Here is a 20,875-nt window from a genome sequence, read left to right on the forward strand (position 1 = left end):
CGCTGTGGCACGTTACACCTTACGCCGACTGCTACTGATGATTCCGACGCTGTTCGGCATCATGCTGCTCAACTTCATGATTGTTCAAGCCGCCCCAGGCGGGCCGATCGATCAAATGCTGGCGCGCTTCGAAGGTGCCAACGCCATGTCCAGCACGCGGCTGGACATGGGCGGTGCGGATGTCCAGATCAATGATGACTCGCGAGGCGCACGGGGCATCGATCCACGCTTCATCGAGCAGCTAGAGCAGCAGTTTGGTTTCGATAAACCCGCCCACGAACGCTTCATCGGTATGATGGCGGACTACCTAACCTTCGATTTTGGCACCAGCTTCTTTCGTGATAGACCGGTGATCGAGCTCATGATCGAGCGTCTGCCCGTCTCGGTTTCTCTCGGCCTGTGGACTACCTTACTGGTCTATCTGATTTCCATTCCTTTGGGCATCCGCAAAGCCCTGCGCCACGGCTCACGGTTCGACGTCTGGACATCTGGACTGGTGATCGTGGGCTACGCCATCCCCGGCTTCCTATTCGCCATTCTATTGATCGTCCTATTTGCCGGGGGCACCTACTTGGACTGGTTCCCGCTGCGCGGGCTGACCTCGCCCGACTTTGCCGAGCTCTCTACCTGGGGAAAGGTAAAGGACTACTTTTGGCATATCACCCTTCCCGTCATCGCGGCCTCGATTGGCAGCTTTGCCACGCTGACGATGCTAACCAAAAACAGCTTTCTTGACGAAATACACAAACAGTATGTGCTGACCGCCCGCGCCAAGGGCGCCGATGAGCAGCGCGTGTTATACGGCCACGTGTTCCGCAACGCCATGCTGATCATTATCGCGGGGCTGCCTTCTGCCATGATTGGTATTTTCTTCACCGGCGCGCTGCTGATCGAGGTGATCTTCTCACTGGATGGCCTGGGCCTGCTGGGCTTTGAAGCAGTCATGCAACGCGACTATCCGGTCATTTTCGGCACGCTCTTCCTCTACACCGTGATCGGCCTTTTGCTCAAGCTGGTATCGGATTTGACCTACGTCTGGGTCGACCCACGTATCGATTTTGCGTCGAGGGAGTCTTGATATGCACGCGATCACCTCACGTCTTTCGCCCATCACGCGGCGCCGCCTCGCCGCGTTTCGAGACAATCGCCGCGCTCGCGTCTCTTTGTGGCTGTTCGGCGTTTTGTTTCTCGTTAGCCTCTTTGCCGAGCTGATCGCCAACGATAAACCTATCGTCATGCAGTATGACGGCCAGTGGTATGTGCCGCTGTTGGTGGAGTATCCAGAAACGGAGTTTGGCGGCTTTCTACCGACCCGCACCGATTACCTGGACCCCTTCATTCAGCAGCAAATTAGCGAACACGGCTGGGCACTGTGGCCCATCATTCCGTTCTCTTATCAAACCTTAGACATGCAGATGACGCGGCCTTCACCAGCGCCGCCCGACCATCGCCACTGGCTGGGTACCGATGATCAAGGCCGCGACGTGCTAGCCCGAGTGATCTATGGTTTCAGACTTTCCGTCGCGTTTGCATTGGTATTGACGGCAGGATCGTTGGTGATTGGTGTCTTCGCGGGCGGTGTGCAGGGCTATTTTGGCGGCAAAGTTGACTTGATCGGCCAGCGGATCACCGAAGTATGGTCTGGCCTGCCGGTACTGTTTTTGTTGATTATTCTGGCGAGCTTCGTGCAGCCGGGCTTTTGGTGGCTGTTAGGCATCATGCTGCTCTTTTCCTGGCTGGGGCTCGTGGATATCGTGCGCGCCGAATTTCTGCGCGCCCGTAACTTGGAGTACGTTCGCGCCGCCAAAGCCATGGGCCTGCCCTCTCGATTGATCATGTGGCGACACGTGTTACCCAACGCCATGGTGGCCACATTGACGTTCATTCCGTTCATTTTTACCGGCGCGATTGGCACCCTGACGGCGCTGGACTTTCTAGGCTTCGGCCTGCCACCGGGGTCACCGTCGCTAGGCGAGCTAGCGGCTCAAGGCAAGAATAACCTGCATGCTCCTTGGTTGGGGATTACCGCTTTCATGACCTTGGCCATCATGCTGTCTCTGCTGGTCTTCATCGGCGAAGGACTACGCGACGCCTTCGACCCGCGCCACGTCAAGCAGCGCTCTACCACTGCCCAGGAAGCCACCCATGTCTGACTCCACTGCCAAACCGCTCCTCCAGCTCGATGAGCTAACGGTGGCCTTCGACGGCAAAACCGTCGTAGACCGCCTATCGCTCTCAGTGAGGGCGGGTGAAACGCTGGCCATTGTAGGAGAATCTGGCTCGGGCAAATCGGTTTCTGCGCTGGGGGCCATCGATCTATTGCCCAGCAATGCACAGGTGCGCGGCCAACGCTGGCTGGAAGGTCGCGACCTCTCCACGCTGGGCAAACGTGACTGGAACGGCATTCGCGGCAACCGGGTGGGCTTCATTTTTCAAGAGCCCATGACATCGCTCAACCCGCTGCATCGCATCGGCAAACAAATTGGCGAAACTCTTCGATTGCATCAAGGCTTAACCGGGCAAGCGGCGCGGCAGAGAGCCAAAACGCTTTTGGAACAAGTCAAACTCCCTCGCTCCGAGGAGTTGCTGGATGCATGGCCCCATCAACTGTCTGGCGGTCAGCGCCAGCGAGTGATGATCGCCATGGCCATTGCCAACAACCCCGCCCTATTGATTGCCGATGAGCCTACCACGGCACTCGATGTCACCGTGCAGCAAGACATTCTTGCGCTCTTGAAAGAGCTGCGCGACCACCATGGCATGGGGGTACTGCTGATCAGCCACGACCTGAACCTCGTCCGCCGCCATGCCGACCGTGTCTGCGTGATGTACCAAGGCAAGGTGCAAGAAACCGGCAGCGTTGCTCAGGTCTTCAGCCAACCACAAAGTGACTACACGAAAGCGCTGATTGCCGCCGAGCCCGAAGGCCGACCCGCAGAACCTGCGAATACGATGCCCTTGTTGACCACACGGCAGCTTCGCGTGAGCTTCCCACGGCCCAAAACGCGACTGTTTCAACGTCAACCGCCTGCCTTTGACGCGTTGAAGGCCACTGATCTGACCATTGCACCGGGTGAAACGCTAGGCATCGTCGGAGAGTCCGGGTCCGGCAAAACGACCCTTGCCTCCGCCATCATGCGTTTGGTGGCAAGCCAGGGCGACGCGCAGCTGGGCGATACGCCATTGAGTCAGCTCTCTGGCGATGCGCTTCGACGTCAGCGCCACCGTTTTCAAATGGTGTTTCAGGACCCTTATGGCGCTCTCTCGCCGCGTATGCCGGTGTTCGATATCGTCAGTGAGGGGCTACGCTTTCACTTCCCCGCTTTAGACGAGACAGACATCGCTGAACGCGTACACCGCACCCTGCGGGAAGTCGGCTTACCGGAGAGCTGCGCGGCTCGCTACCCCCACGAGTTTTCTGGCGGACAGCGCCAGCGCATTGCCGTGGCGCGGGCAATTATTTTGGAGCCAGAGCTGCTGGTACTTGATGAGCCCACCTCCGCCCTTGACCGCACCGTGCAAAAGCAGCTGGTGATCTTGCTGCGAGAACTGCAGGCACGCCGCCAGCTCAGCTATCTGTTTATCAGCCACGATCTTGCCGTTGTGCGCGCCATGGCTCACCGCATCATGGTGCTCAAAGATGGCGACGTGGTAGAGCAAGGCAACTGTCTAGAAGTGCTCGCCGCTCCCCAGCATGCCTACACCAAAGCGCTGATTGAAGCCGCACATCTGCACTAGGTTTCTGCCTCACTTATTTTCGGTTGGGTCAATATGACTCGGGTGGGCAAATCGAAAGTGATGGATACAAGATAACGGTATAAATATGAGGACCTACTTCGCTACAAAAACGCCGCTATGGATATAGCGTCCAAGGCGACGTATTGAGGATCATCAGCGCTTAAAAGCTGGCAATCTCTTCTGCCGTCAGCTCCCGCCACTCACCTGGGGCCAAATCATCAGGCAGTACCACATCGCCAATCGAGCGGCGGTGCAACGCATTCACGTGGTTGCCTAAAGCAGCGAACATGCGTTTCACCTGATGGTAACGCCCTTCCGTAATGGTCAGCTCTGCCTGCTGTGGGGTCACAAATCGCAGCGTGGCAGGCTGTGTCGGCGTTTCTTCACCGTCCAAGAGTATGCCTTGCGCGACTTGATCTACCGCCCACTGTGCGGCCTCACCTTCCATCGGCTCGGCCAACTCCGCTATGTAGACTTTGGCACAGCGGTGGCGTGGCGAGGTCACTCGGTGAGACCACTGGCCGTCATCGGTCAGTAGTAACAGGCCGGTAGTATCCACATCTAAACGCCCTACGGGCTGCAGCCGCTCCACTTTCGGTAAGTCGATAATGTCGATGACTCGTGGGTAGAGCCCCCGACGAGCAGTACACTCGACATCCACCGGCTTATGCAGCATTACGTAGCGAAGACCCACTAAGGCGAGCCTCTCACCATTGAGTTTCACTTCGTCATTCTCGGTATCGATCTGGGTGGCCGACTGTTTAATCGGCTCACCGTTGAGCGTCACCTCACCGTTTTTAAGCGCGCGTTTTGCCAAACTGCGGGTTAGTGGCGAAGTCTCACTTAAAAAATGATCAAGTCGCATTATTGCCCCACTCCTGGCAGTAACGAAAAGCGGTCGGCATCTTGCCAGGCAGGAAATTTGTCACGAAAGGCATCGAGTTCCGTTTTATCTAACGTCCCCGTTTCAATAAACGGAGTATGGGCGGGATGGTCGATCAGAGGTTCCCCTTTGAAATCGACCAGCATGGAGTCGCCGCTATAGGCCAGCCCCTTGGCATCTTCACCCACGCGGTTAACGCCCACCACGTAAGCGAGGTTTTCCACCGCGCGCGCCTGTAGCAACGTACGCCACGGATGCCGCCGAGGAGCGGGCCAATTAGCCACGCACAGGATGGCATCATACTCGAAATGCTCTCCTTCTGCTGGCTGCTGGCGCATCCAAACGGGAAAACGCAGGTCATAACACACACTTAACTGAAGCTTGAATCCGTTGAGTTCGACGATGTGACGCTGCTTGCCCATGCCATAGCGTTCGTGCTCACCAGCCATGCGGAACAGATGGCGCTTGTCGTAGTAGCTTACATTCCCAGTGGGAGTTGCCCACACCATACGGTTGAAATATTGGCCATCATCCACAACGGCGACGCTGCCAGTCATGACGCATCCTCTTGCCTTCGCTTGAGCCTGCAGCCAAGCCACGCTCTGGCTGTCCGCCATGGGCTGCGCCATTTCTCTGGAGTTCATCGTAAAGCCAGTAGCGAACATCTCGGGCAGCACGATCACGTCCGTATCACGGCTATCCAGTTCACCGAGCAGCGCCTCTAAATGTGTGTGGTTGGCTTGCGGATCCTCCCAGCGTAAATCGCACTGCACTAGGCTGGTTTTCAATTGGCTCATGCCGCGTCTCCTTTGCATCGGTGTGTTTGTAAATTGTGTGCTAGATTAGCATTTTTACTTAATGAGGCTGCTATGCTTCCATCCGCTCCACGAGACCCTGAAGCGGTCAAAGGCGTTATGTTCGGCTTGACGGCCTACACCATGTGGGGGTGTTTTCCGCTCTTTTTTGCTCTCTTCGATGGGATTCCTGCGCTCGAAATCTTGATTCATCGGATTTTATGGTCATGCCTATTTCTGGTCGGATTGATCAGTGTTCTGCGCCGCTGGCCGCCGGTGGTAGCGGCATTGATCGAACCCAAGCGCCTGGGACGGGTGCTGGCCTGTGCGTTGTTGATCGCCTTCAACTGGGGTATCTATATTTACGCAGTGGAGAGTAAGCAGGTACTGCAAGCCAGTTTAGGCTACTTTCTCACGCCGTTGGTGAATGTCGCACTCGGCATGTTAGTACTGCGAGAGGTGATGGCTAAATTGCAGTTGATGGCCCTGGGCCTTGCCAGCCTAGCGATTGCCATTCAGTTCGTCATGCTGGGGGAATTACCATGGATCAGTCTGCTGCTCGCGTTGAGCTTTGGTAGCTACGGCTTGTTTCGCAAGCAGGTTCCGCTGGATGGCTTATCCGGCCTCTTTGTGGAAACGCTGCTGCTTTTTCCTCTGGCCTTGGTCGCGTTAACGTGGATGAGTTGGCAGGGAACATCGCACTTCTTGCACGATGTCCCTATGTCTGCGCTTCTCGTCGTGAGTGGCGTTCTGACCGCCCTGCCCCTCATGGCCTTTGCAGGCGCGGCCCGCCGTCTACGTTTAGCAACGCTGGGATTCTTGATGTACATCAACCCCAGCATTCAATTTTTGATTGCACTGACGATCTTTGGTGAGCCGCTGGGCCTGATTCAACTCGCCACTTTTGTAATGATTTGGACAGGACTGGCACTCTACTCTTGGTCATCCTGGCAGTCACGCCCTCGCCAAGCGGCCGTTTGACGCTGGCAGTGCTGGCTCCTCGCTCACCGGCTTGGCGGTCTCTTTGTCGGGCTGATACCCCACTCGAAAGCCGCCCCAGTGTTTGCCGTTGACATAGATGGGCACAGAGAGGTCATGCATGATCTCTCCGGTATCGCGTTTGTACGTTTGTAGTAACAGCGGCTTCTCATGCGCACCGCAGCGACTGCCAGTCGGGTCGTCGAAAATTCGTTTGCTACGACAATACTTAAGGTCGTGGTCGTAGTCGCCGGTGGGTTCGCGGCTCACTGCAGCGTTGTGAGTCGGCACGTATCCGTTGCGGTCGCAGGCAATCGCATAGCTCAAACCATGCTCACTAAGCAGCGGCTCTTGTAGCGTGGGCAGCTGTTGGTCGGTGAAACGGTCGAAGCCGGTATGGTACAGCGGCGGACGGGTGCCACTGATGGCAGCGTAGTCGGGTTGAAACAGCGCCGCTTCTGATAATGTGCCTTGCGCAATGGCCGTTTCGAACAGCTTGCCAATGCGGTCGGCCGTACGGCGGGCGGCCATGAATACCGTTTGGTGCCGCCCCAGCAATCGCTGCTGTGCCAATTCGCCATCGACGCCTTCGGCAGCATCCATCAGCGCCCGCGCTTGCAGGGCCAGCTCGTGCATATTGCGATTACCTTCGTCCACGTCCTCTTCCAACTGCCGTAGGCTGTCGGCGACGGTCTGGCTGTGCGCCTTCGTGCTGCTCATGGCCTCCGCCACGCTGGTAATCTCTTGCTCGACTTGATCGAACTCTTCCGTGATCGTCGCTAGGCTGCTGCCGACACGCTGCATACCTTGAGAGCGCTCTCGCACGCGGGTCATCAGATCGTTCATCGTGACCACCACGCTTTGCCCGCTTTGATGCATGTCTTTCACTAGATCATCGACGCTCTGAGTAGCGGTAGAGGTTTTCATCGCTAAGTTACGAACCTCCCCCGCCACCACGGCAAACCCACGCCCGTGTTCGCCAGCGCGCGCCGCTTCAATGGAGGCGTTCAAGGAGAGCAGGTGGGTTTGCTCTGCGATGTCTTCGATCATCGAGGTGACACTCCGCACCCGCTCGATTTTATCGTTAAGCGCCGTCAGCATCTCCAATGCTTGGCTGGAGCGTTCGGCCACGTCGGTCATGTCCTTAATGATATCCGTCAGCTCGTCATGATTGTGGTGGCTAGCTTGACGAGCGCTTTCAGCCAGTGCAGCCACTTGAGAGGCGCTGGCGCTGACCTGCACGATGGCGGTGTTGATCGCGCTCATACTTGAGGACGCCTCGCTCGCCATGCTCTCCTGCTTGCCCAATCGCTGAGCCATCAGGTCGGCGTAGTGAGACACTTCTGCCGAGGCAATGGCGGTACTGCTGGCACGCTTCATCAGTCGGTACGCCATGGCCCGAAGGGATCCATAATCACGCAGGGGTTTGAATAGCGCAGTGCGTTCCAACTGTTGCTGACCCGCGTTATAAATGCCATAGAGGGCACTTACGACAGCCGTCATTCCTGCCAACAAAGCGCATACCATCGCCGCATAAGGCCATGGTCCAGGAAGCGATACCAGCCAAGTCGCCGTAATGATCAAGAGCAGTGGCACTAGCCAACGAAGTAGTCGCATGTGGTGCACTCTTTTGTAATTGACGTTGTTGAGTCGTAAGACGATGCGATAGGGGAGATTCCCACTTTCTCAGTCAGCTTAACGGTTTATGCTAATGAAATAAGTAGCACTTTGGGGGAAGAGCGCAGTACGGGGAAATAACCCAACCATGCCGTTATTGAGGACATAACGCGCTAAACTATCTGCCTTCGTTTTTGCTGTTGCTTTCATACTGACGTGGCGAACGCCTAGGAGCTTATGTTCAAACGCTATTTGCCCATCTTCAATTGGCTACCTCATTACCACAAGCGTTTGCTGGGAGCCGATCTTCTGGCGGGGCTGATCGTGACCGTCATGGTCATACCGCAGTCACTGGCTTACGCCCTACTGGCAGGCCTGCCAGCGGTAGTGGGGCTGTATGCCAGCATTTTGCCGCAATTGCTCTACACCTTGATGGGCACCAGCAGAACCTTGGCCGTGGGGCCCGTCGCCATCATCGCACTGATGACTGGGGCAGCCCTCTCTTCGGTGGCCACTCCGGGCTCGCCCGAATATCTCCAGGCGGCCCTTGTGCTTTCATTGCTCTCCGGTGCCCTGTTGGTTGCCATGGGCGCGATGAAGATGGGCTTTTTTAGCAACTTTTTGAGTCATCCGGTCATATCCGGTTTTTTGACCGCGTCAGGCATATTGATTGCCGTCAGCCAGCTGGGCAGCCTGTTAGGCGTCGCCAGCAGCGGTTTTACGTTGGTCGAACGCTTGATGACGCTGCTACCCAACCTATCTACCTACAATCCTTACACCATGACCATCGGTGGAGGAACGTTGCTCTTTCTGGTGCTGATGCGCCGCTTCGGCAAGAAGAGCCTCATCAAACTTGGCCTGCCTGCCACACTCGCTGATTTAATCACCAAAGCAGGCCCGGTGTTTGCCGTGATCATCACCACCCTGGCCACGTGGTATTGGCAGCTCGCCTACAACGAGGGTGTAGCCGTCGTTGGCACCATTCCCAGTGGCCTGCCCGCCTTGAGCTTTCCTTGGAGCGACGTATCACTTTGGCGGGCACTCCTTATCCCCGCCATGCTGATCAGTTTGGTAGGCTTCGTGGAATCGGTCTCTATGGGGCAGATGCTGGCGGCAAAACGGCGCCAGCGTATCTCTCCCAACCAGGAGCTGATTGGCTTAGGAGCCGCCAACTTAGCGGCAGGCTTTACCAGCGGCATGCCTGTTACAGGCGGCTTATCCCGCACCGTCATCAATTATGATGCGGGCGCGCAAACGCCTGCTGCTGGGGCCTTTGCCGCACTCGGCATTGCGCTAGTGACGATGGCGTTTACCGGCTGGCTTTACTATCTGCCCATCGCGACGCTTGCCGCCACCATCACGGTGTCTATTTTAACGCTGGTGGATATCCCCATGCTGCGCCAAACCTGGCGCTACTCCCGCAGCGACTTTGCCGCCATGGCGGTCACCATTCTATTAACGCTGGTGGAAGGCATTGAAGCGGGCATTATTGGCGGAGTGACGCTCTCTATTGCGCTCTTTTTATACCGCACCAGCCGCCCCCACAGTGCCTTAGTGGGCCGAGTGCCGGATACCGAGCACTTTCGCAACATAGAGCGGCACGATGTGGAGACGGTAAGCAACGCAGCTCTGCTGCGCATCGATGAGAGCCTTTACTTCGCCAATGCGCGTTATCTTGAAGACACCGTCTACAACTTGGTGGCCAGCCGCCCGGAGCTTGAGCATGTCGTGCTGATCTGTTCAGCGGTCAACCTGATTGATGCCTCAGCTTTGGAGAGCTTGGATGCCATCAATGCTCGCTTGAAGGATTCCGATGTCAAACTACACCTGTCCGAGGTGAAAGGACCGGTGATGGACCAGTTGAAAAAAAGTGATTTCCTGGAGGCTTTAACCGGGCGGGTATTTTTAAGCACCTACGCGGCATGGCGCGAATTTTCTTAGCTTTAAGAATCATAACTTATTGAAAAGCCAGGCAACCGCCTGGCTTTTTACGTTGTGCTAAGGACTATTTGTAGTCGCCTATGAGAACAGCGTTGACAGCCTCTCTGGCCTTACCTACTATCACTCGACCACTTAGCAAAACCAAATACCGCATAGCAAAACACAAAGTAACTAAACGTAACGAACCTGAAAGTAACAATCACAATAGAAGCAACCACAATAAAGGAGCATCTCAATGCGTCCGTTTGCTCACCGCCTACTCATCGCCGCACTTCCCCTTTCTTTATTGAGTGCATCAATCAGCCATGCCAGCGAGGTAGAACTCCCTGGCACCATGGCCTGGACCGCCTACGGCACCAACTCCAGCGGCTACGCCCAGGCCGTTGCCATTGGCAATATGCTGCAGAATAAGTACGACTCTTCTGTGCGCATTCTGCCCGGCGATAACGATGTCTCCCGTATGACGCCCCTCAAACAGGGTCGCGTTGACCTGTGTGCTTGCGGTATCGCCAGCTACTACGGCGCCGAAGGGGTCATGATGTTTGCCGACCGCGATTGGGGTCCGCAGCCGCTGCGCGTGATTACCACCTCTACCGCGTCGTTTGGCCTGTCACTGGCCGTGGCGGGGGATTTGGACGTTGAAACCCCCGCCGATTTAGCAGGCAAACGCATTGCTTATATTCGCGGTGACGATGCCCTTAACAAAGGCACTGAGGCGTACCTTGCCTTCGGCGGCCTAACCTGGGATGACGTTGAACGCGTTGACTACCCCGGCTATGCCCGCTCTTTCGACGGTATTATTGCTGGCGATGTGGACGCCTCGTTCACTACCACCGTTACGCCGCCCGCTCAGCAGCTCGCGAGCAGCCCTAGGGGCGTTAGCTGGCCGGTGCTTGACCCTAACGATGAAGCTGGCTGGGAACGCATGGCGGCGGTGGCACCTTACTTCCGCCCCCATGAAGTCACCGCCGGTGCAGGCGGCATTAGCGCCGACAACCCGGTACCCAGCGCCAGCTATCCGTACCCCATTGTGGTGGCGAATCAAAACCTTGATGACAATGTCGCTTACGGTTTAATCAAAGCGATGCAGGAAAACTACGACGACTACAAAGATAACGCGCCGGGTGCAGTGGGCTACGCGCTGGAGTACCAGGATCTACAGTGGGTAATCCCATTCCACGACGCAGTGGTGGAGTACTACAAAGAGATCGACGTGTGGACCGATGAGATGCAGGCCCACCAAGACCAACTCGTTGAGCGTCAAAACGTATTAATGCAGGCCTGGGAGCAGTTTATGCAAGACGCACCCAGCGATGCCGATACGTTTACTACTGACTGGATGGCCGCCCGCGCCACGGCGCTCACCGATGCTGGGTTCGAGCCGATCTTCGAGTAACTCGCCACGGGGCGGCGCTCGCCGCCCCTGCTGATTGATGGAACGCCCTATGACCACCGATACCACACCTGCCAGCACGCCGCAGGTTAAAGAAAAAATCAGCCAAATCCGCGAGCTGCCTCTGGCGCTTCGTTGGGTGCCTGCCACCGTCACCGTATTACTCATGATGATGACGCTGGACTACCTGTTTAACTGGGGCTTGCTCACGTTCGTGACCGGGCTGGAAACTCAGTTTTACTACGCAGTGGTGGCACTGCTACTGCCGCTCGTGTTTCTGCTATGGCCCATGCGCAGCAGCCAACAGGAGCAATCCATTCCCTGGTATGACTACCTGCTTAGCGCTGTAACGCTGATCGTGGGTGGCTACTTTGTGTATAACGCTGTTCCCATTCTGGAGCGCGGCTGGGCGTTTGCAGCTCCGGATATCGCCATTTATTTCAGCTATGCCTACTGGTTATTGATTATCGAAGCCGCCCGCCGAGCCGGCGGTTTGCCGATTGCCATCATTGCCGGGGTGTTCTCGCTTTACCCCTTGGTAGCCGATATCGTTCCTGGCCCCATCCAGGCATTCCCTTCTAGCCTGCCTGAAACAGCGATGTACCACACCATGAGCACCGAAAGCATCATGGGGGTTCCGCTACAGGCGTTTGCGGGCCTGGTGATTGGCTTTCTGGTGTTTGGCGTGGTGCTGCAAAAAAGCGGCGGCGGCAAATTCTTCATTAATTTAGCCTTTGCGCTTTTAGGCCATGTACGCGGCGGCCCAGCTAAGGTGTCGATTTTCTCCAGCGGCCTGATGGGCTCCATGAGCGGCAGCGTGATCAGTAACGTGCTGACCACCGGGGTACTCTCGATTCCGGCCATGCGCCGCATTGGCATGAGCCGCTCGTTTGCGGGCGGTGTGGAAGCCTGCGCCTCAACCGGTGGCGTATTGATGCCCCCAGTGATGGGTGCCACCGCCTTCGTGATGGCCATGTTCCTGGATATTCCCTACTCAGCGGTGGCGCTGGCAGCGGTCATTCCCTCGATTCTCTATTTCCTTGGCCTGTTCATTCAAATTGATGCCTATGCCGCGCGCAATGACATCAAAGGCCTGCCCGCCATAGAGCTGCCGTCGATTAAGCAAACGCTGAAAGAGGGCTGGTACTTTATCTTCGTCTTCGGCCTGCTGGTATGGATGCTGCTGATCATGCAGCGCGAAGCGGTTGCCCCGTTCTATGCGACCGCCCTGCTGTTAGTGCTCAACCAACTCTCTAAGCAGAACCGCTGGGGTTGGAAGGATGTCACCGAAACGCTCTCGTCAGCGGCCAAACTGTTCGCCGAACTCATCGCCATTCTGGCGGGCGTGGGTATGCTGGTGGGCGCGCTCTCCATGACCGGCCTTTCCGGCACCATTGCCAACGACTTTATCAATATCGCTGGCGGCAGCGTGCCGCTACTGCTGATTATGGGCGCGGTAACAAGCTTTGTGTTGGGCATTGGCATGACGGTCACTGCGGCCTATATCTTCCTGGCGGTGGCGCTCGCCCCTGCGCTGATTCAAGGCGGCGGTCTGGACCCCATGGCGGTGCATATGTTCATCCTCTACTGGGGCATGCTCAGCTTTATCACGCCACCCGTGGCACTCGGTGCCTTTGCCGCCGCCACCGTGGCCGGTGCCCGCCCGATGGAAACCGGCCTGCAGGCCATGCGCCTAGGCAGCGTGATTTACTTTATCCCCTTCCTGTTCGTGCTGAACCCTGCGCTGATCATGCAGGGCGAACCATGGATGATCATTGCCGTGTTTATCCAAGCAGTCATCGGCATCATTCTGTTTGCCTCTGCCATGCAAGGCTACCTAATGGGTGTTGGGCGATTGGGCTACGGCGCGCTGCAGGAAATCGTCATTCGCGCGCTAGTACTGATCGCGGGGCTACTGCTCGCCCTACCGGGCGGCGGCATGGTACCGCTAAGCCAGTGGGAGTTGATCGGTTTAGCCGCCGTGGCGCTGCTACCCGCCGTGGTGCTTGCCCGCCTTAGCCAGCGCCATCACCAGCGTTCGCTCACTGCCAACGCTTAATGCCACCCTCGAGGATATTTATGAGCACAAAAACAAACCTCACCCTCGTACTCGGTAGTTTAACGGCAGGCCTGCTGGCGGCTGGAAGCGCTAGCGCCATGCCTAGCACGCTGAATTGGACCGCGTATGGCACCGGCACCAGTGGCCATGCGCAGATTATGGCCATCAGCCAGCTGCTACAAGAGGAGCACGGCACTCAGTCCCGCGTTATTCCGGGTGAAAACGACACCATGCGCATGACGCCGCTGAAAACTGGCCGCGTGGATCTCTGCGCCTGCGGCATTGCCAGCTACTACGGCTCTGAAGGCGTGATGATGTTCGCCGGGCCGGACTGGGGGCCGCAGCCTATTCGGGTGATTTCAACCTCCATGGCGAGTTTTGGCATAGGCATGGCGGTGGCAGGCGACGTAGAGATGGGTTCCATCGCTGATCTGGAAGGTAAACGGCTAGCCTACCTGCGCGGCGACGATGCGCTGAACAAAGCTGCTGAAGCCTACCTAGCATTCGCAGGTTTGACCTGGGATGACGTTGAACGCGTCGACTTCCCCGGCTACAACGCCGCCTTCGACGGCATTATCAGCGGCCGTGCCGATGCCGCTATTACCACCACCGTGACACCGGCGGCGCAGCGGTTAGCGGCTAGCCCTCGTGGCTTACAGTGGCCAGAACTGCCCACTGACGATGAAGCAGGCTGGGCACAGATGCTGGAACTGGCGCCCTACTTCCAGCCCCACGATGTGACGTCAGGCGCGGGTATTAACGCTGAACAGCCACTGGCCAGCGCCAGCTACCCTTACCCCATTCTAGTGAGCAACGCCGATTTAGCCCCTGAAACTGTCACCGGCTTGATCACCACGCTAGTGGAGTCGTTTGACGACTATAAAGATAACGCCCCAGGGGCTAGCGGCTATGCCCTTGAGAATCAAAACATGACCTGGGTAGTACCTTTCCACGATGCTGTGGTGGCGTACTACCAAGAAAGCGGTGTATGGACCGATGAAATGGACGCCCACCAAAACGCCCTGGTGGAGCGGCAACAGCTGCTAATGGACACCTGGGAAGCCTATCAAGCCGATGCCCCCGAAGACGAAGCGGCATTTATCGACGGCTGGATGGAAACTCGGCGCGTCGCCTTACAAGAAGCTGGGTTAAACCCCGTTTTCTGATGTTGCTTCAATCACGACGGAAGTCATTACCTAAGGCCGCCACTGTGCGGCCTTTTGTTTAGCCAACTATATTCCGCAATGCAGAACGTTATTTTGCATTATTGACTCCAACGGTGTCTTTCGCCATGATCACCTCATTCCGTATAACAACTTTAAATTTCATATAGCAAAACATGGGAGCCACTATGAGTGTTCACTACCAGCGACATGGCGAGGTCGGCGTCATTAGTATCGCTAACCCGCCCGTCAACGCATTGAGCCAAGCGGTGCGTAGCGGTTTGCTCAGCGCCCTTGAAGAGGGGTTGGCCGACCAGCAGGCCCAAGCACTGGTGGTGATGGCAGAGGGGCGCACCTTTATCGCTGGGGCCGATATACGTGAATTTGGTAAGCCGCCCCAAGCACCGCTGCTACCGGATGTCATTACACAACTAGAAGCCTGCTCGAAACCGCTCATCGCATCGCTACACGGCACTGCGCTAGGCGGCGGCTTGGAAGTTGCGCTGGGTTGCCACTATCGTGTTGCGCTGGCAGGCACACGCGTAGGTTTACCAGAAGTGAAGCTTGGCTTACTGCCCGGCGCAGGCGGTACCCAACGGCTGCCCCGCTTGGTAGGTGTGGAAAGATCCTTAGACATCATCACCAGCGGCCGCTTTGTAGACGCCGCTGAAGCGCAGGATATCGGCATTATCGATGCCATCAGCGATGCCCAAACACCGCTGGAAGCGGGTTTGGCAGCGGCAAAAGAGGTATTAGCGGGACAACAGCAGGCGCGCATCACCGGTCAGTTACCCGCTCCAGAGGCCAACCCCTCAGCCATTGCCGCCATGCGCGAACAGCTTGAAACCAGCGTGCCGGCACTGTTCTCTCCGTTTCGCATTGTGGACGCCGTTGACGCCTGCACCAAAGCCGCATCTCTGGAAGAGGGTTTGCGCCGCGAGCGGGAGCTGTTTCTGGCCTGTATGGATTCCCCGCAGCGCGCAGGGCTGATTCACCTCTTTTTTGCCGCTAGAAATCCCCATGTCGTTCCTGGCGTAGACAATGCTGAGCCCTTTGCGAAGATCGCCCTCATCGGTGAACACCCGCTGTTTGAGACGCTTCATAGCGCCGCCCAGCGCGCCAGCATAACGCTTATCGATACCCCAAACGATAGCACTGAGCTGTGCCTGCTCGCCCCTGGCGAAGATGCCAGCGCCTGCTCTTCTCAAGCGGTCACCGTAGCGCTGCAGTTACTTACCTCAAATGCCTCAACATCGCCTCTCAGCCTAGTGCTTGCCGAGCGCGGCCCCTTCCATGAATTGATGAATCACCACGCCAGCGCGACCGACCAGCAGCGGGTGGCTTTAACACTCAAAGCGCTGCGGACCAACGTGGTGGTGAGCAAGTCGCCTAGCGTACTGAGCACGCTTTATAACGCCGCAAAGCAAGCGCCCGACAACGACGCTCAGTCAGCCATGGAGCAGGCGAGCCTGACGCTAGCGCAGCAAGGTACCTGCTACCGCGAGAGCGATATTGACCTGCTGGCAGTGGAAGCGCTGGGCTACCCCCGCCATTTAGGCGGGCCGCACCGCCAAGCCTCTCTGCCATCCCATTCATCGATTCACAAAAAGACGCCTTCCGAGGATGCACACTCATGAACCTGACGTTTAGCCCCGAAGAGCAGGCATTCCGCGAGGAAGTCCGCCGATTTTTAGCCGATGCACTGCCGAGCGACATCCGTGAGCGTGTGCGTCTAGGCCGCCATTTACGCGCCGATGACCACATCCGCTGGCAGAATATTCTCAGCGAACAAGGGTGGCTTGCCGCCAACTGGCCTGTTGAGCACGGCGGTCCAGGCTGGGGCCCGGTGCAGCGACATATCTTCGATGAAGAGTGTGCCGCCGCCCACGCCCCTACGGTGGTGCCCTTTGGCGTCAATATGGTCGCGCCAGTGATCATGAAATTTGGCAGTATGGAGCAGCAACAGCACTACCTGCCGCGGATTCTTAATAACCAGGACTGGTGGTGCCAGGGCTACTCCGAGCCGGGTGCTGGCTCGGATTTGGCGGGCTTATCCACCCGCGCCGTGCTCGATGGCGACCACTACATCGTCAACGGGCAGAAAACCTGGACCACCCTAGGCCAGCACGCCAACATGATGTTCTGTTTGGTGCGCACCGACCCCCACGCTAAAAAGCAGGCGGGTATCAGCTTTTTGCTGATCGATATGCAGACCCCCGGCATTACCGTACGGCCGATTATCACCCTCGACGGTGCTCATGAAGTCAACGAAGTGTTTCTCGATAATGTGCGCGTGCCGGTAGAAAACCGCGTGGGTGAAGAGGGCCAGGGCTGGACCTGCGCCAAATTCTTGCTTACCCACGAGCGCACCGGCATTGCCGGGCTTGGCCACGCCAAGCAGGCACTGCGCCACTTGAAGTCCCTCGCCTCCCGTATGCAGCATCGCAGCAAGCCGCTTTTATCGCTCCCCAGCTTTCGCCAGCGTGTGCTCAAAGCCGAGCTTGAGCTGATGGCGCTGGAAGTGACCAACTTGCGCGTGATTGCCGCAGCGCGAGATGGCGGCGTGCCAGGTGCAGAAAGCTCGCTGCTAAAAGTACGCGGCTCTGAACTGCGCCAGGAGATCAGCGAGCTTACCCGCCGTGCGCTTGGGCCTGCTGCCCTGCCATTCTTCCCCGAGTTTCTCCATGGTGATGCGTCGCTAGATGACGAATACGTCCAAGGCGCTGCCGCCAGCGCCCAGTATTTTAATCGTCGCAAGCTGTCGATTTATGGCGGTGCCAACGAGATTCAAAAAAGCATCGTCGCTAAAACCATTTTAGGTATGTAAGGGGGTCACCATGGATTTTGCACTCACCGACGAGCAGCGCATGCTCGAAGAGACACTGACACGCTTAGTGGCCGACCAGGTAACGCCCGAGCAGCGCCGCGCTATGCTGGAAGCGCCTGCCCAAGGGGCCAGCCCGCTATGGCGCACGTTTGCCGAGCTGGGCCTGCTGCATATGCCGTTTAGCGAAGACGTCGGCGGGCTAGGCGGCGACGGCACCGATGTAATGATTATTATGCAGGCCTTGGGGCGCGGCTTGGTGCCGGAAGCGTACCTGTTTGGATTAGTCATGCCCGGGCAGCTGCTTGCGCTATGCGCCAACTCAGCACAGCAGGAGCGCTGGCTGGCTCCGCTGTTAGAAGGTGAACACCAGCTCGCCTTGGCTTGGCAAGAACACACCGCCCGCTATGACGCTTTCGATATTTCAACCCAAGCGAGCCAACAAGATGGCCAGTGGAAGCTTAACGGCCGCAAAGATGTCGTAATGAACCTCGGCAATGCCGCCGCCACGCTGGTGACCGCCCAACTGCCTACCGGCAAGCTAGGCGTGTTTATCGTCCCTGCCAATACGCAAGGCGTCACCTTACAGACCTATCGCACAATGGATGACCAGTCCGCCGGTGACCTAACGTTGAACAGCGTGGCACTGCCACTAGAGAACTGCCTAAGCGAAGACGCAGGTGACGCATTGGCAGAGGTACTGGCTCTGGGCCGCGCCGCGCTGTGTGCCGAGGCCATTGGTGCGATGGAAACTGCCTGCGACCAAACCCTCGCCTATTTAAAAGAGCGCAAGCAGTTTGGCCTGCCGCTAGCCACGTTCCAGTCACTGCAGCACCGCATGGTGGATATGCACCTTCACCTAGAACAGTCGCGCTCCATGGCGATTCTCGCCGCCACCAGCCTCTCGCTGCCTGCTGACGAGCGGGACTATAAAATCGCCGCTGCCAAGGCTTACTGCGGCGAGTCTGCGCGCTTTATTGCGGAACAGGCCATTCAGCTTCATGGCGGCATGGGTATGACCGAAGAGTGCTACGTGGCTCACTACGCCAAACATCTGGTGATGTTTGACCACTACCTGGGCGACAGCGACTATCACCTTGAGACGGTGAGCGAACAGCTCGACGCCGCCTAAGGAGAAGCTCATGCGCAGGGAAGAAAATCCGTTAGTACACCTTGAGACTACCGAGGGCGGTATCGCCGAAGTGACCATTGCGCGCCCTGCGGTGCGCAATGCCCTCAACGAGCCCACGGCCCTGGCGCTCAATGACGCATTAGCCACCGTGGCAGCTGACCCGCAGGTGCGCTGCGTGATCCTCAGCGGTGAAGGTAGCGCCTTTTGTGCCGGTGCTGATTTAGCAGAATTCGAAAAGGCCTCCACCCAGCCTGCCAGCGAGCGGCTGGCAACGCTTTTTTTGCCTGCGCTGCGCAGCATGATGACGATGGAAAAGCCCGTAATCGCCGCGGTGAGCGGCGCTGCTGCGGGGATTGGTGTGTCCTACGTGCTGGCCAGCGATATGGTGGTGATGGGCCGCTCGGCTTACCTAAAACTGGCCTTTATCAATATTGGCTTGATTCCCGACGGCGGCGCTTGCTGGCATTTGGTACGCAAGCTAGGCCACGCCCAGGCCTTTGAGATGGCGGCACTGGCTACACCCATCGATGCCGAGCGCTGTGTGGCGCTGGGCTTGGCCAACCGGGCAGTGGAAGATGATCAGGTGTTAGCGGAAGCACGAGCGCTGGCACAGGCCCTGGTGGCTCAGTCACCCCAAGCTCTGGGAGCAACAAAACGGGCCATGCGGCAGGCGGCGAACCTGTCGCTTGACGACACGCTAACGCTTGAAGGCGCACTGCAGGATGAGTGTAAGGCCACCGAGGATTTTCACGCTCGCGTGGCTGCTTTTCGTCAGCGCCGCCGCAATTGATCCAGCGCTTGTTGGTAATCCGCACGCAGCGTGGCTACTTCATCGGCCACGCTGCTCAGTGTGGTAATGCCCCCCACTCCCTGCCCGGCACCCCAAATATCCCGCCACGCTTTTGCCTTGCTGCTGCCGCCTGATCCATAGCGCATGGCGCTTTTGTCGCCCTCTGGCAGTGCCTCTGGGTCAAGCCCGGCCAGCTCGATGCTTTGGCGCAGGTAGTTTCCGTGCACGCCGGTAAACAGGTTGGTATAGACGATATCCCCCGCAGCGGCTTCCAGTACCATCTGCTTGTATGCGGGCTGAGCATTGGCTTCCTGGGTGGCAATAAAGCGCGTGCCCATATACACCATGTCCACGCCCAGCGCCTGAGCGGCAGCGATCTGCTCGCCTTTGGTTATCGCCCCTGCCAGCACCAGCGGGCCATCGTAAAACTGCCTGACCTCCGCCACAAAAGCGAAGGGGTTAAGCCGCCCCGCATGGCCGCCTGCCCCATGGCAGACCAAAATCAGCCCATCCACCCCGGCATCGATGGCTTTTTTAGCGTGCCTCAGCGTGGTCACATCGTGAAATACCATGCCGCCATAGGCGTGTACCTGCTCGACCACCCGATTGGGCGCATGCAGGCTGGTAATGATCAGCGGCACCTTAAACTCAGCGCATAGCGCCACATCATGCTCCAGGCGGTCATTGGTGGGGTGCACGATCTGATTCACCGCAAACGGCGCGGCGGGCTGCTGCGGATTCTGAGCGTTATAGTCGTCTAAGGTATCGGTAATCTGCTGCAGCCACTCCCGAAGCACTTCCGCAGGCCTGGCGTTCAGCGCCGGAAACGCGCCAATAATCCCCGCCTTACACTGGGCAATCACCAGCTCAGGGCCAGAAACGATAAACATGGGAGAGCCGATAACCGGCAGCGTCATCGAGGCAGTCAGTTGGGTTAGCATACGTGGCTCATTATCATTGTTTGTAAGCCCATCAGCGTGAAAACCCCAAAAAGGGGTTTTAAGGCATGGCCAAAATAGTTGGCATGGCCGGAACAGCCCGTAGCGGGGGTCTTTCGCCAGGGATGGCGAAAGTAGCGCCCATGGACGGGTTTACAGCGCCCCCGCCTAGGGCTATTCCGGACGGCCTCCTAAACTTACAGCTTGCTTTCCAGCTCAGGAAGAATCTCAAACAGATCCCCTACCAGGCCGTAGTCGGCGACCTGGAAGATCGGCGCTTCGTCGTCTTTGTTGATCGCGACGATCACTTTGGAGTCTTTCATGCCCGCCAAGTGCTGAATCGCACCTGAAATACCCACCGCAATGTAGAGCTCAGGCGCGACGATCTTACCGGTCTGGCCCACCTGCATGTCGTTGGGTACGAAGCCCGCGTCTACCGCCGCGCGAGAAGCGCCAATGGCCGCGCCCAGCTTGTCGGCAATGCCGTCCAGCAGCTTGAAGTTCTCGCCGTTGCCCATGCCACGGCCGCCGGAGATGACGACCTTGGCGCCACCGAGTTCCGGGCGGTCGCTCTGGGCTAGCTCTTCTTTGACAAAGCTGGATTGGCTGTTGTCAGCGGCGAACG

General features: G+C 57.7%; 17 protein-coding genes. 12 read left to right on the plus strand and 5 right to left on the minus strand.

Annotated features, from left to right (window positions below; all coding sequences use genetic code 11):
- Positions 1-4 precede the first annotated feature (4 nt).
- Genes QIT27_RS07425 through QIT27_RS07435 form a run of 3 tightly spaced genes read left to right on the plus strand, consistent with a single transcriptional unit; the run spans position 5 to position 3,738 of the window.
- Positions 5-1,078: a microcin C ABC transporter permease YejB gene (locus QIT27_RS07425; RefSeq protein ID WP_285263351.1), complete on the plus strand. Its 1,074-nt coding sequence runs from the start codon at positions 5-7 to the stop codon at positions 1,076-1,078.
- Between the two features lies 1 nt (position 1,079).
- Positions 1,080-2,153 (plus strand): ABC transporter permease, encoded by a 1,074-nt coding sequence (locus tag QIT27_RS07430; RefSeq protein ID WP_285263352.1) that lies wholly within the window; start codon positions 1,080-1,082, stop codon positions 2,151-2,153.
- Positions 2,146-3,738, plus strand: coding sequence for an ABC transporter ATP-binding protein (locus tag QIT27_RS07435; protein ID WP_285263353.1), 1,593 nt, complete (start codon positions 2,146-2,148; stop codon positions 3,736-3,738). The genes QIT27_RS07430 and QIT27_RS07435 overlap by 8 nt, the downstream gene beginning before the upstream one ends.
- Positions 3,739-3,898: 160 nt before the next feature.
- On the opposite strand, the gene QIT27_RS07440 is transcribed toward QIT27_RS07435, so the two are convergent.
- Both QIT27_RS07440 and QIT27_RS07445 read right to left on the minus strand, forming a co-directional pair.
- A complete protein-coding gene (locus QIT27_RS07440) occupies positions 3,899-4,603 on the minus strand; it encodes a pseudouridine synthase (protein ID WP_285263354.1) in 705 nt (234 codons plus the stop codon).
- Complete coding sequence (locus tag QIT27_RS07445; RefSeq protein ID WP_159342072.1) at positions 4,603-5,418, minus strand: amidohydrolase; 816 nt, start codon at positions 5,416-5,418, stop codon at positions 4,603-4,605. The genes QIT27_RS07440 and QIT27_RS07445 overlap by 1 nt, the downstream gene beginning before the upstream one ends.
- Before the next feature lie 72 nt (positions 5,419-5,490).
- Between QIT27_RS07445 and rarD the strand changes: the two genes are divergently transcribed.
- Complete coding sequence (rarD, locus tag QIT27_RS07450) at positions 5,491-6,396, plus strand: EamA family transporter RarD (protein ID WP_285263355.1); 906 nt, start codon at positions 5,491-5,493, stop codon at positions 6,394-6,396.
- On the opposite strand, the gene QIT27_RS07455 is transcribed toward rarD, so the two are convergent.
- Positions 6,370-8,010, minus strand: a complete 1,641-nt coding sequence (locus QIT27_RS07455; RefSeq protein ID WP_285263356.1) for a methyl-accepting chemotaxis protein — start codon at positions 8,008-8,010, stop codon at positions 6,370-6,372. The two genes, rarD and QIT27_RS07455, sit on opposite strands and share 27 nt — an antisense overlap.
- Before the next feature lie 237 nt (positions 8,011-8,247).
- Between QIT27_RS07455 and QIT27_RS07460 the strand changes: the two genes are divergently transcribed.
- The 8 genes from QIT27_RS07460 (at position 8,248) to QIT27_RS07495 (ending at position 19,312) form a co-directional block, all read left to right on the plus strand.
- Entirely contained in the window at positions 8,248-9,951 is a 1,704-nt protein-coding gene (locus QIT27_RS07460; protein WP_285263357.1) for a SulP family inorganic anion transporter, read from the plus strand.
- Positions 9,952-10,186: 235 nt separating this feature from the next.
- On the plus strand, positions 10,187-11,347 hold the full coding sequence (locus QIT27_RS07465) for a TAXI family TRAP transporter solute-binding subunit (RefSeq protein ID WP_285263358.1): 1,161 nt from the start codon (positions 10,187-10,189) through the stop codon (positions 11,345-11,347).
- Positions 11,348-11,396: 49 nt separating this feature from the next.
- Positions 11,397-13,403, plus strand: a complete 2,007-nt coding sequence (locus QIT27_RS07470) for a TRAP transporter permease (protein WP_253016445.1) — start codon at positions 11,397-11,399, stop codon at positions 13,401-13,403.
- Positions 13,404-13,423: 20 nt separating this feature from the next.
- Positions 13,424-14,569, plus strand: a complete 1,146-nt coding sequence (locus tag QIT27_RS07475) for a TAXI family TRAP transporter solute-binding subunit (RefSeq protein WP_253016447.1) — start codon at positions 13,424-13,426, stop codon at positions 14,567-14,569.
- A 185-nt stretch (positions 14,570-14,754) separates the two neighbouring features.
- Positions 14,755-16,203, plus strand: a complete 1,449-nt coding sequence (locus QIT27_RS07480) for an enoyl-CoA hydratase/isomerase family protein (RefSeq protein ID WP_285263359.1) — start codon at positions 14,755-14,757, stop codon at positions 16,201-16,203.
- Positions 16,200-17,393, plus strand: a complete 1,194-nt coding sequence (locus QIT27_RS07485; RefSeq protein WP_285263360.1) for an acyl-CoA dehydrogenase family protein — start codon at positions 16,200-16,202, stop codon at positions 17,391-17,393. Before QIT27_RS07480 ends, QIT27_RS07485 begins: the two co-directional genes overlap by 4 nt.
- Positions 17,394-17,403: 10 nt before the next feature.
- Complete coding sequence (locus QIT27_RS07490) at positions 17,404-18,522, plus strand: acyl-CoA dehydrogenase family protein (protein WP_285263361.1); 1,119 nt, start codon at positions 17,404-17,406, stop codon at positions 18,520-18,522.
- Between the two features lie 10 nt (positions 18,523-18,532).
- Positions 18,533-19,312: an enoyl-CoA hydratase/isomerase family protein gene (locus QIT27_RS07495; protein WP_285263362.1), complete on the plus strand. Its 780-nt coding sequence runs from the start codon at positions 18,533-18,535 to the stop codon at positions 19,310-19,312.
- Here QIT27_RS07495 and QIT27_RS07500 read toward each other — a convergent pair.
- Both QIT27_RS07500 and QIT27_RS07505 read right to left on the minus strand, forming a co-directional pair.
- Complete coding sequence (locus tag QIT27_RS07500) at positions 19,294-20,253, minus strand: NAD(P)H-dependent flavin oxidoreductase (protein ID WP_285263363.1); 960 nt, start codon at positions 20,251-20,253, stop codon at positions 19,294-19,296. The two genes, QIT27_RS07495 and QIT27_RS07500, sit on opposite strands and share 19 nt — an antisense overlap.
- Positions 20,254-20,447: 194 nt before the next feature.
- The coding region (locus QIT27_RS07505; RefSeq protein ID WP_285263163.1) for an FAD-binding protein at positions 20,448-20,875 on the minus strand (428 nt) is incomplete at its 5' end.

This window comes from Halomonas sp. LC1 (genome assembly GCF_030247125.1).
Classification (GTDB): domain Bacteria; phylum Pseudomonadota; class Gammaproteobacteria; order Pseudomonadales; family Halomonadaceae; genus Vreelandella.